The sequence below is a fragment of the Albibacterium profundi genome, from assembly GCF_042159835.1.
GTDB classification, from domain to species: Bacteria; Bacteroidota; Bacteroidia; order Sphingobacteriales; family Sphingobacteriaceae; genus Albibacterium; species Albibacterium profundi.
The window spans coordinates 597,543-610,292 of record NZ_JBBVGT010000002.1; the positions used below are offsets into that span (position 1 = coordinate 597,543).

A 12,750-nucleotide genomic window follows, 5' to 3' on the forward strand; every position below is an offset into this window, starting at 1 on the left:
GATAAATAGGAAATAAAATCAATAAAAGGGTATATACACTATATATTTTGTATCAAAAAAATCCTCGCTAAAATAGTCTGCAATGGGAATCAAGGTGGTATCTAAACCAGATTCTTCGATTTCCTCCTCTAAATCGCCTCCTTTTAAATATAAGATCCCATTAGGAATTGCATTGATGGATTGGCGGGCTACTTTATCTTTGACCCACGGATAAAAATCCTTCAAACGGGTCACAGCCCGGGAAACAATGAAGTTGAATTTTCCGTCAATTGCCTCGGCTCGAGAGTGCACTCCTTTCAGGTTCTTTAATCCAATGGTCGACGCCACTTCATTGACTACTTTAATTTTCTTCCCAATAGAATCAACCAACAGAAAATCGGTCTCAGGAAAAAGGATCGCTAATGGAAGACCGGGAAAGCCGCCACCGGTTCCTACATCAAGTATTCTTTCTCCGGGCAGGAATTTTATATATTTAGCAATAGCCAAGGAATGTAAAACATGGCGTATATAGAGGCTATCAACATCCTTGCGGGATATTACGTTGATTTTTGCATTCCAATCTCGATAGCAATCCGACAACATATCAAATTGCTTTTTCTGCAATGCTGTCAGATCCGGGAAATACCTATAAACAATCTCAGAGTTCGTATTCAAAACCAAAAATTAAATGCTTATTTCCAACGGACATCTTTTCTTAGAAGTGAGAAAAAACCGTTGAAACTGGTATAAAAATAGAAAAATATATCCATTATCGGCAAAGATAGCAGTAAGTCCCCCACTTGGAGCTTCTTCATGCACGGGCTATACACCAATAATTGAATGATTAATCGTAGAAAATAAGCACCCAATAAATACGGCCACCATGCTGTATACAGAATAAAAGAGAGTATCAAAAACATATAGAACGTAACTGCTGATCCAACTTGTAGACTCAGCATCCATTTATGTTTACCTTTATATGCTTCCGATGCACCATGATGACGGGCCTTTTGCACAGAATACGATGCCCAATCTCGTTTAGGTTCACTCCATACATGAGCATCGGGATGAATACAGATATTTGTATTGTAGCGATTCCCATTCTGGTTGACAAACAAATCGTCGTCGCCCGATAAAATATGCATATGCGAAGCAAACCCTTTTCCTTCAAAGAATAAACTTTTTGTATAAGCAAGATTACGACCTACCCCCATATATGGATTACGTTTTAAAGCATGTGATAAATAGCTCAATGCTGTGTGGAAGGTCTCGAAACGGATGAAGTAATTTAAGAACCCTGGGTATTTTGTGTAGGGAGAATAACCCAGTACAATTTTCCTTTCTTTGTCAAAAGCGCTACCTATATTTCGCAGCCAATGGACTGACGCCGGTCTACAATCGGCATCTGTAAAAACCATTTGTTCATTCTTGGCAGCTTTAATACCCATAGTCACCGCAAATTTTTTCCCATGCTTAAATCGCACATCCTCCTTTAAGCTCACCACCTTCAGTTGCGGATACTTCTCTGAAAACTCTTTCAGAACCCACTCACTGTCATCAAAAGAGCAATCGTTGACGACAACAACTTCATAATCAGGATAATCTTGATTGAGCACGAGCTCCAGATTATCTTTCAAATTCACCTCTTCATTTCTCGCACAGATTACAACAGACAAAGGGGGCGTTCTAGCTATTCCTTTATCTAGGTCACGAACTTTATAGAGAGCCAGTTTTGTATAAACGAATAACAAAAAATAAACTTGAATCAAAAGCGCTAGGCCTAGAATGATCAAGGGCACAAAAGGAAGGTAATTAATCAATGTTATATCCAAAATCCAGTCAATTAGCAATAAACACCCCAAATATAACCATGTATTTTTGTTATTTTTGCAGGCCTACAAGATAAGGAAAGTCGATGAAATTTACGCTGGAAGCAAAGGACAGTCAAAGCAAAGCACGCGCGGGAGAAATTGAAACCGCTCACGGCAATATTAAAACACCTATTTTTATGCCCGTGGGAACTGCTGGCTCGGTCAAAGCAGTGCATCAAACCGAATTGGTCAAGGATGTGGAGGCGCAGATTATTTTAGGAAATACCTACCATTTATATCTCAGACCGGGGCTAGATGTCATTAAAGCAGCTGGAGGATTGCATAAATTCAACGCGTGGGATCGACCAATCCTAACCGACAGCGGAGGCTATCAAGTTTATTCGCTAACCGAAGTACGTAAAATTAAAGAGGAAGGTGTTACCTTTCGTTCACACATCGATGGATCCAAACATCTCTTTACACCTGAAAATGTAATGGACATCCAACGCGTAATCGGCGCCGATATCATCATGGCATTCGATGAGTGTACCCCCTATCCATGTGATTATTCCTATGCCCGAAAGTCGCTGGACATGACCCATCGATGGTTAAAACGCTGCTGTGATCAATTCGACAAAACGGAGCCTTTATACGGCTATGAACAAACACTCTTCCCAATTGTGCAAGGTTCTGTCTATAAAGATCTGAGGGAACGATCCGCGGAAACGATCGCTTCGTATGAACGTGAAGGAAATGCAATTGGCGGACTATCGGTAGGTGAGCCAGCCGAAGAGATGTATGCCATGACGGAGGTAGTCTGCAATATTCTACCAGAAAGTAAACCTCGCTATCTGATGGGCGTTGGCACACCAGTCAATTTACTTGAAAATATAGCTTTGGGGATTGATATGTTTGATTGCGTCATGCCTACACGAAACGGCCGGAATGGCATGCTATTTACGAAAGAAGGCATCATTAATATTAAAAACAAGAAATGGGAAAATGATTTTTCACCAATCGATGCTACTAGTGAGTTATTTGCTGACCAGCTTTATTCGAAAGCCTATTTAAGACATTTAATTCGGTCAAAAGAAATTCTTGGTGCTCAAATTGCCAGTCTTCATAATCTTCACTTCTATCTTTGGTTGATGGGCGAGGCACGAAAACATATTCTCAACGGCACTTTCTACCAATGGAAAAAAGAAATGGTTGTGAAGCTCGATCAGAAACTATAAATTAAGGACATCGAAGCGCAATGAAATTAACGATCATCGATAAATACATCATTAAGAAATACCTTGGAACGTTCATATTTACGATGGCGATATTCACGGTTGTGATGGTTATTTTCGATATATCGGAGCGTTTAGACGATTTTTTAGAGCATAAGGCACCATTGTCTAAAATCGCATTTGAATATTACGCGGGCTTCATCCCTTTCTACCTCAACTTTCTGTCGCCGCTAATTAACTTCATAGCTGTTATCTTTTTCACAGCCAAAATGGCTGATCAGACGGAAATTGTTCCAATATTAAGTGGCGGAATGAGCTTTAATCGTTTTCTTAAACCATATATAATATCGGCATCACTTATCTTTTTGGTGACCTTTGTATTCAACTTATATGTGATCCCGAAAACTAATAAACTCAAAATTGGCTTCGAGAATGTCTATGTCAAACCCATGGACAGCAATACCAAAACGTCGACTCATATGCAGATTGATCCAAATACCTTTGTATATATCAAGAGCTTCGACAATGATCGTAAAATTGGATACGACTTTATCTTGGAGATTTTTGATGGTCAAGAGCTTAAGAGTAAACTAATCGCTGATCGCATCACATGGGATTCAGTGAACACAAAATGGAATATACAGAATTACTCCATTCGTACAATAGACAGTCTAAAAGAGGAAATGATTAAAGGGTCATCAAAGGATACCACACTGGATATGTCTCCGAAGGATTTCGAAGTATACGATAACATCTTCATCGCCATGGATCTTGATGAACTAAACGATCGTATCGAAAAGGAAAAATTGAGAGGAACAGGCTATATGACCCATCTTTTACTAGAAAAGTATAAGCGCTTTGTATATCCTTTCTCCGCATTTATTCTAACGTTGATGGGCGTCGCTCTTTCTTCGAGAAAAGTACGCGGTGGTATTGGCTTAAGCCTCGGGGTTGGTATTGCATTGAGCTTTACCTATATCCTGTTTATTCAATTTGCAACGATGTTTTCACTGAAAGGAGGGCTGTCCCCGTTAATTGCCGTGCTAATCCCTAATGTTATATTTGGAGCCCTTTCTATCATCTTACTGATCAAAGCGCCTAAGTAGGTTTTAAAATGCTTAAAATACAGAATAAAAACAGTTGGATCCTCCATCTTACTGTGCTAATTTGGGGCTTCACAGGAATACTGGGCGTACTTATTCAGGTTTCGTCCATATACCTCGTATGGTATCGCGTCCTTATAGCTTCGCTTTCTCTCTTGGTCTATCTAATCATCCGTCGTCGCAAGCTATTAATTGCTCGAAAACAGCTCTTGCAATATATCTTTACCGGCGCATTGGTAGGCGCACACTGGATTCTATTTTTCGAATCCATTAAGACGTCAACCGTCTCCATCACACTAGTCTGTTTATCATCCGTTACATTATTTACAGCGATTCTTGAACCCATCTTTAAGCGAAAGAAAATATCCGTAATAGACATCGTCGTAGGGGTGGTCATCATCGTCGGAATCTATCTCATATTTACCTTTGAAGCTAACTACATTCAAGGCATTGTCTATGGAATTATCGCCGCATTTTTAGCTAGTTGTTTCTCAATTATCAATTCTAAATTAGTTAGCAAAGGTAGCGCTACTACCATCAGTTTCTATGAAATGGCGGGAGCCTTCGTCTGGATTTCCATCTTTATGGGACTCACAAATATGTATGATGATCGCATTAAATTGAACTCGTCCGACTTGAAATATCTATTGATCTTGGGCACGGTCTGTACTGCTACAGCCTATGTTCTCGCAGTAGCCGTGATGAAGGAATTAAGTGCATTTACAGTCGCACTTGCTACCAATTTAGAACCTGTGTACGGCATTATCCTCGCCTGGATATTTTTTGGCGAACAAGAGCAAATGAGCCTTGGATTTTACCTGGGTGCAATCATCGTTTTAGGAACGGTATTTTCTTATCCGTATCTTAAAAAATGGCACCAAACTCGTATATATGCTAAGAAAATAAAACAGATAAAATCCTAACAAAAAAACCACAAAACCTACATAAAGCCAAATAACACTCACTGACGACATCTTTATAGGCTATAGACCCAATGAATGTCGAACTACCTAAAACGCCTTCACAACGCCTTAAACTGTGTCAAATTCAACGGGAATGATCTATTTTTTCATGAAAATATCGTATATATATACATGAACAGTGACGGCCAAGCCTCTTACAACCACTAAATAAAAGCTACAGTTCGTGTATATGAACACAAGATTGGCCGCACCATAATAGTTAATTTACGGGTTGCACACGAGCTTTAAGATTGAAGAATATTTTTATCAGAATCTCAGATTGAACTTCCACCAAGAACCAACGACTACCAAGATAACATTTACACTAAGCTATGGTAACAACGAGGTACAATTAATCTATAACATGCGTTAGTCCGCGATGAATAAAGAGTCGACTTTCGTCCAAGGACCCAGCTAAAACAAGAGACAATTGTTCGAATAAATAGGAGCAAAAAAAATTGATCATTCGTTGGAAAACAAGAACGTCCGAAACAGAACCGTAAGGTCCGAAGACTACGGCCAAAAGTCTAGTTTCTCTGTAAGCATAACACTCGTATCAACGCCATACAATGGTCGAACTGCTTAAGCTCAACTAAAGTACCAGCGCCACTCCAATACGCAATAGGCATCAATAAGAGCATTTCGAAAATTACCAAGTAGGCTAGTCAATTCGCATCACCAATTGATAGCACAAAACTGTCGACTCAAGAAGTTTTTATGATTATCGAAAATAAACTCGTCAAGTTCAATCCCGCTAACTGAAAAATAAAGATAAGACAGAATGACATACTCAATACAACGTATACATTTCAGGTGTCGGGATTTAAAAGTTGATCACATAATACAACCGCAATCAATAAAAACAGAAAACGCATAACATCTCGCTTCTTTATAAAGCAATTATGCAACACAACTCTAATTGCACTTTTTATGGATCCAATATTTAACAGATTAAAAATCCAAAATTCATTGGACTCAACAAAGAAATAGATTCGAGAACAATCGCACAAACTAAAATATTTTTATGACGGAAAATTAAAAAACTTAGTGTACTTTAGAATGGAAATCAGGTGAGGGGTTTGAAATGACGATGTTAGTGAAAATAGTTGATTTATGATAACCACGATTTCCACAGAAAACAACAACAATAGATTTATTGATATACACATAATGATCTGTAAATCAGAATTTATAACGATCCAAATAAAGAAATACTACATATTTAAATTCACCAAAAGCACCTTTTTGTACTAAATTATTTAGCATACCGCCATGTACCGATTACTAAACAATATTAATATATTTATAATCAGTGTATTAACTGCAATAATATCAACAGTCACTTTTTCAACGGTCTCAGCGCAGCTGATTAGTGACCATCAAGCCCCTCCTAGTGTAGAATGGCAACAGATAAATGAAAAGAATTTCAACCTAATCTACCCTATTGAACTCCAAGAAGTAGCGGCACGAACGGCAATACTTCTTAAAACCAAGATCGAATCCATACGATACCATCTTGGTATAAATCCAAGGAAAATCGATATCATTCTCCAGAACCAGAACCTCGACGCAAATGGCTATGTGCAACTCGCCCCGCGAAAATCCGAGTTCTACACAACGCCACCTCAAGGAGGATCGCCAGACGATTGGGTAAAAACGCTTGCCATTCATGAGTACCGACACGTAGTACAGTTTGACAAATTGACAGGAAACCTCAGATTCCCATTTGAAGAACTGGGACTCGCTTTTTTTGGAGTCGCACTACCCACCTGGTTCTATGAGGGAGACGCGGTGCTAACCGAAACGTTACTGAGCATTGGGGGGCGGGGTATCCTCCCCTCTTGGGAAATGAACTTACGTGCAAACCTCTTAAAGGGAAAATCGTACAGCTACGAAAAAGACTACCTAGGTTCCTATAAGGATATCACGCCAGGGCACTACCAATTAGGTTACTTTATGACAACCAAACTATATCGAGATTACGGACCAGACATGGCAAAAAGAATCCTTACTCGTATTGCAAAAAATCCGATCAGACCATACAATTTCTCCCGCTCATTAAAAAGACTTACTGGTTATAATAGCAGGAGCTGGCATGAACAAACCATGAAGGAACTTAAAGATTTATGGAAAGATCAAGCAAACAATCTGAACATCCAAAAATACACGAAGATCAGGGCGAATAGCACTAATTTCCCCACTGCCTATCTATATCCTCAAGCAGCACCTGACGGCACAATATATGCAATTCGAAAAACACCACTTCGTGTAAACTCTATCGTCCAAATTGACTCTAGTGGAAACACGAAGAAAGTGCTAAAAACCGGCAGGCAACATGAACCCTACTTCTCCTATGCTGCTGGCAGTTTCGTGTGGAACGAAATAAGAGAGAATCCACGTTTTAAATTAAGAAACTATTCCGTCATCCATCTCTATAATTCAGCTACAGAAACAACACGCCAAATAACCGAAAAGAGCAGACTTTTTTCACCCGCTTTGAGTAGCAATGCCGAGCTAATTGCAGCTATTGAAATCAACAGAAAAAATGAAAATTTTCTCGTCACCATTGATAGCGAGACTGGCCGCGAAATCAACCGAATCCCATCACCTAGCAATCGCAATCTTTCACACGTATCGTTTCGGGATAATGCAAGCACCGTCCTAGCCGTCGGACGCAATGATGAAGGGTCATCCCTCATTGAATTTGACCTTACTAATAAAACTAGCAAGATTTTGCTCGACCATCAAATTCAGGAAATCGAGAACCCTATTTACATCAACGAAAACATTCTATTTAAAGCTCACTATAACGGTATCGACAACCTATACATCCTTGAACCTGAAACTAAGAATATCCGCCAGCTAACATCGGTAAAATACGGCGCATTTACCCCTTCGTACCAGCGGGGAACGCAAAACGTATTATTTAGTAATTTCACGGGAAAAGATTATGAACTTCATCGTCTCAACTTGGACAGTACAACTACGACCGATATAAAGAATATCAACAATACCTTTATTAGCTATTTTAAGCCGATCTCAGACACAGTAAGCGCAAAGACGACCGTCAGTGCGCCTGGCGACCTTAAATTAACACACAAACCCTATAAAGAGATCGGACATCTCTTTAATTTCCACAGCATTTCAATCAACGACGGAGAATATGATAATCTTACGGATTATAAACCGGGTTTATTTTTCTTATCAAATAACCTAATGAACACACTCGCCATGAAAGTTGGCGGAACTTACGATCCAGACATCCATTCGCTAAACTTTCACAGCCAATTAACATATAGCCGTTATTACCCACGGTTTTCGATAGGCTATCACAATCGCGAACAACTTAGTAACGTCCAACACCCTCAAAGCAAGGAAATCCAGGCGGTCCGTTGGCGGGAACACTACAGTCAATTTCAAATACAATTCCCATTTTCGACCAACCGGCTCAATTATAACTATAACTTCGATATTGGAATCGCTAGCTCTTACACCAGTCGATACAATATCAATCGCCCCGACTTTCAGAACGTCTTCATTAAGCATATTGAATTTCCAATGCACTACCAGATAAGTCTCGGCAGAAACGCACGAAGAGCGCCGCTCGATCTGGCACCCCGATGGGGACAAAACATTTCGCTTGGTTACCGACACCTCCCCTTTTCTAAACTATCAGGTACACGCTTCGCCTTGCGATCGGCATTCTATTTCCCCGGTTTGGCGACCAATCACTCAGCTCAAGTTAGATTCAACCTACAAGAACGGGATGGCGTCTTCTCTTACGAGAACATCATCCCCATGGTCAGTGGATTTGCCCAGCTCAAGCCTACCCAGCCTCAAAACACCTTGTTCTTAAATTATAAGCTTCCCCTTGCCTATCCAGATTTCCAGCTCGGATCATTAATTTATCTGAATAGAATTAAAGCCAACCTATTTACAGATTTCGAAGATTTTTCATTCGACGAACAATCAAAACCCCGAACATATGGCATCGAACTTTTAACGGATGTTAACCTACTTCGCTTTCTACTACCGGAATTTGAGCTGGGCGCAAAAGCTATTGTAGTTAATGAGGATAATCCGGAGCGATTTATTTTGCAATACAGTCTGAGTTATTCCTATTAGATTATTTATCTTTATCCATCGAAACCAACAGAACCATACCATGAGAGCAAAAACTATTTTTATCATTATCACAACCGTCCTGGTGACTATTATTCTAATGAACAATACAGACGCCGTTACTTTTTGGATATTTGGAGACGTTCAAATACCTAAGCTTGCCGTGTTAGGTGCTCTGTTTGCTTTAGGGTTTCTATTAGGGTTTCTTGCGAGAGGAAGAAGAAAGCGCGTAGAACAGGAATTCACGATCCAGCAATCTGCCGCGGCAGATCATAATTCCAAATATGATGACGAAAATACAGATGATGACTTCGCCGACGAGAATTACATTCGTTAAGTCGTTTTCTCAAAATAGCGATGCATAAAAAGCATCTGGTAATGAATAGCTTCTTTCCAGTAATCCCAGTTGTGCGCACCCGGACGCACGATATAACTATGAGGTATATTACGTTCCAAAAGCCTGTCATGGAGACGTTCGTTCACCCCGTAGAAAAAGTCCTCCGTACCGCAGTCGATTAACAACTCCAACGAACCCGGCGTTAATAAATGCACCTGATTAATTACAGTATGAGACTCCCAAGATGCTGGATTTTCAGCATAACTTCCTAAGCGTTTGGCCATATCCCAACGCAATGGAAACGGACGTATATCAACACCGCCCGACATACTCCCACCGGCTCCGAATACGTCCTGATGACGCATAGCCAAATATAATGCACCGTGACCACCCATACTTAAACCAGTTATGGCGCGTGACTGGCGGTTTTCACGTGTATTAAATTCCGAGTCTACCCAAGCTACCAACTCTTTTGCTACAAAGGTTTCATATTGAAACTCCTTATCCACTTCGCTATCCCAATACCAGCTACCAACTCCTCCGTCGGGGCAAATAACAATCATCGAATATCTGTCGGCCAACTCTTGGACTGCCGGTACCCGATTCACCCAGTCTGCGTAGTTACCACCATAACCATGAAGCAAGTACAATACTGGCAAAGCATGGTGATCATCATAACCGTCAGGCAGAATAGTAACCGTTTTAATATTTTTATTCATGACCTTGCTAAAAACATTTACGGTATCAACCCTCGCTGAAAACGCAATGCCAGATAATAAAAGAAAAGAGAGTAACAAAGAAGCTTTTTTCATAATTGACTGTGGTTTATTTTAGTGGAATATTTTATTTTGAAATATTGAATCAAGGAATCCCCTTTACATGTAGCATGATGAGTGTACTATGAGGCATACCAAGTGTGGTTCCCGGCTGAATATCCATTAGGTTATGCAAATAAACGTCGATTATACCTTGTAAAACACGCCGACGTGATTCTTCGAACTCGGGACTAGTAACAAACTTACCAACGCGCATCTTCCCGTGCTCGTCAACCAACACCGAGAATGAGTAATAGAACTCTTTATAGACCTCTTTTATTTCGATATCGAACTCAGGGTATAGGTAACGGTATGCGGCTGTTTTCCCCAGTTCTTCTCCCTCGTCATATTCATAACGTTCCACGGTCAGGTTACCGTCAACACTCGTCAGCTCTACTCCATGACGCGCAGAGAAAGCGCTGTCAATCGATTCCGGGTTGCGATTAGCACGTTCTACACGCGCACGTATAAAGGTTGTATCCGCTTTAGAAGGCTTTCTCAACTCATCGATAGTTGTCTTTAACGAGTCCTTGATGAAGCGATCGGAATAAAATTTCATGTACACGTTGGAACGTGGTTCTTTGACACGCAGCCCCTGCACTGCCAAGCGCTGAAACAAAAGACTATCCGTATCCAAACTCTTCACTCTAAACCATTCCGTACCGAAATGAAAGATAGAATCGTGATCATAGTAAATCGGAAAACGGATCATAGAGTCTACCTCCACACTATGAATCAAAACTGTGTCATTATTAACAAAACGAATATGCCAGATTGGCTCCTGTTGAAAACCAATGGTGTCAAAAGACAAACCATTATCAAAGGCTCTTCTAGCTTCGTAGAAATCCGTTCCGACAATGGGGGTAAAAGGCGGACGTTTACCATCTCGATTGCCTTTTGACGGCACCGTACAAGCTGAGAAAAAGACGACTATACAAAGGAGTACGAAGAATATCGACGATAAGGTTACAGGATTTTTCTTTTGCATACGGAGCAAATATATTCAATTCCTTAGTTATTTGGTAGCTAATATAGCATTAATCCATATATTTGAACATCAAACCATAACCACATAAACATGCTGAGTCAAATCATTTTTACGGTTTTATTCTTGGGAGCGATTATCCTGTTCACCGTCAATGTTCGTAAAATAATACGCAATATTAAGTTGGGCAGAAGTGAAGACCGGAGTGACAAGCCATCCGAACGCTTACGGACCATGCTTTTAGTTGCCTTCGGCCAGAAAAAAATGTTTAAACGACCCATACCAGCTATTTTACACTTATTTGTCTATCTCGGCTTCGTGATCATTAACATTGAAATGCTGGAAATCATCATCGACGGGATCGCCGGCACCCATCGTGTTTTCAGTGGAATGGGTTCATTCTATAACTTTCTTATCGCTAGCTTTGAATGGCTCGCATTATCCGTTCTACTCGGTTGCATTATCTTTCTGATTCGTCGCAATATTCTCCATGTAAAGCGATTTTTCGGTACGGAGATGGCTTCCTGGCCAAAGACGGACGCTAATTTGATTTTGATCATGGAGGTCTTGTTGATGTCTGCTTTTCTTCTCATGAATGCCGCCGATCATAAGTTACAATTAGCAGGTGCCGAGAATTATACTCAAGGTGGTAGTTTTCCAATAAGCGCAATGCTTGTCAATTTGCTACCGGACAGTATTGAATCCCTTATAATTATAGAACGAGCGGCTTGGTGGTTTCACATTATCGGTGTTCTTGTGTTCCTAAACTACCTGGTAGTTTCCAAACATCTTCATATTCTGTTAGCATTTCCGAATACCTACTTTTCACGCTTGGAACCGAAGGGCAAGTTCCCATTAATGGACAGTGTCACGACCGAGGTGAAGGCGATGCTCGATCCAAGTTTTACACCTACGCCACCATCAGAAGAACCACTGCGTTTTGGCGCCAAAGATGTCGCCGATCTCAGTTGGAAGAGCCTGCTGGATGCTTACACCTGTACGGAATGCGGACGCTGCACCTCGGTTTGTCCGGCAAACATTACTGGAAAGCTTCTTTCTCCTCGAAAGATCATGATGGATACGCGCGACCGACTAAGCGAGGTGGGCAAGAATATCGACAAGAACGGATCTTTTCAACCCGACGATAAAAGTCTCTTAGATTCCTATATCAGCAGAGAAGAGATCTGGGCTTGCACTACGTGCAATGCCTGCGTAGAGGCCTGTCCGGTGAACATTGATCCTCTGAAAATTATTATGGAACTTAGACAATATGCTGTGATGGAAGAATCACAAGCACCCGGCCCGATCAATGCGATGTTTGGCAATGTTGAAAACAATGGCGCACCTTGGAAGTATTCTCCATCAGACCGCGCAAATTGGGCAAAATCATAAATATTTACATCA

The 12,750-nt window shown here is 40.6% G+C and carries 10 protein-coding genes; 6 read left to right on the forward strand and 4 right to left on the reverse strand.

Annotated features, from left to right (window positions below; all coding sequences use genetic code 11):
* Nucleotides 1–18: 18 nt before the first annotated feature.
* Nucleotides 19–654 (reverse strand): 16S rRNA (guanine(527)-N(7))-methyltransferase RsmG, encoded by a 636-nt coding sequence (gene rsmG, locus WKR92_RS04015; RefSeq protein WP_375556545.1) that lies wholly within the window; start codon nucleotides 652–654, stop codon nucleotides 19–21.
* Nucleotides 655–671: 17 nt separating this feature from the next.
* Complete coding sequence (locus tag WKR92_RS04020; protein ID WP_375556546.1) at nucleotides 672–1,811, reverse strand: glycosyltransferase; 1,140 nt, start codon at nucleotides 1,809–1,811, stop codon at nucleotides 672–674.
* Between the two features lie 83 nt (nucleotides 1,812–1,894).
* On the opposite strand from WKR92_RS04020, the gene tgt reads away from it, so the two are divergent.
* From tgt to WKR92_RS04045, 5 genes are all read left to right on the forward strand, one after another.
* Nucleotides 1,895–3,025, forward strand: coding sequence for a tRNA guanosine(34) transglycosylase Tgt (tgt, locus tag WKR92_RS04025; RefSeq protein ID WP_375556547.1), 1,131 nt, complete (start codon nucleotides 1,895–1,897; stop codon nucleotides 3,023–3,025).
* A 20-nt stretch (nucleotides 3,026–3,045) separates the two neighbouring features.
* Nucleotides 3,046–4,128, forward strand: coding sequence for an LptF/LptG family permease (locus tag WKR92_RS04030; protein WP_375556548.1), 1,083 nt, complete (start codon nucleotides 3,046–3,048; stop codon nucleotides 4,126–4,128).
* Between the two features lie 8 nt (nucleotides 4,129–4,136).
* Nucleotides 4,137–5,048, forward strand: coding sequence for a DMT family transporter (locus tag WKR92_RS04035; RefSeq protein WP_375556549.1), 912 nt, complete (start codon nucleotides 4,137–4,139; stop codon nucleotides 5,046–5,048).
* Nucleotides 5,049–6,359: 1,311 nt separating this feature from the next.
* Entirely contained in the window at nucleotides 6,360–9,212 is a 2,853-nt protein-coding gene (locus tag WKR92_RS04040; protein WP_375556550.1) for a TolB-like translocation protein, read from the forward strand.
* 40 nt (nucleotides 9,213–9,252) lie between these two features.
* Nucleotides 9,253–9,546: a LapA family protein gene (locus WKR92_RS04045; RefSeq protein WP_375556551.1), complete on the forward strand. Its 294-nt coding sequence runs from the start codon at nucleotides 9,253–9,255 to the stop codon at nucleotides 9,544–9,546.
* Here the strand turns inward: WKR92_RS04045 and WKR92_RS04050 are convergent.
* The gene (locus tag WKR92_RS04050; protein ID WP_375556552.1) at nucleotides 9,543–10,358 is read right to left on the reverse strand and encodes an alpha/beta hydrolase; all 816 of its coding nucleotides are present in this window, start codon (nucleotides 10,356–10,358) and stop codon (nucleotides 9,543–9,545) included. The two genes, WKR92_RS04045 and WKR92_RS04050, sit on opposite strands and share 4 nt — an antisense overlap.
* Nucleotides 10,359–10,407: 49 nt before the next feature.
* The gene (locus tag WKR92_RS04055) at nucleotides 10,408–11,349 is read right to left on the reverse strand and encodes a hypothetical protein (RefSeq protein WP_375556553.1); all 942 of its coding nucleotides are present in this window, start codon (nucleotides 11,347–11,349) and stop codon (nucleotides 10,408–10,410) included.
* A gap of 90 nt (nucleotides 11,350–11,439) precedes the next feature.
* Here WKR92_RS04055 and WKR92_RS04060 point away from each other — a divergent pair, with 90 nt between their 5' ends.
* Nucleotides 11,440–12,738, forward strand: coding sequence for a 4Fe-4S dicluster domain-containing protein (locus WKR92_RS04060; protein WP_375556554.1), 1,299 nt, complete (start codon nucleotides 11,440–11,442; stop codon nucleotides 12,736–12,738).
* The last annotated feature ends 12 nt before the right edge of the window (nucleotides 12,739–12,750 follow it).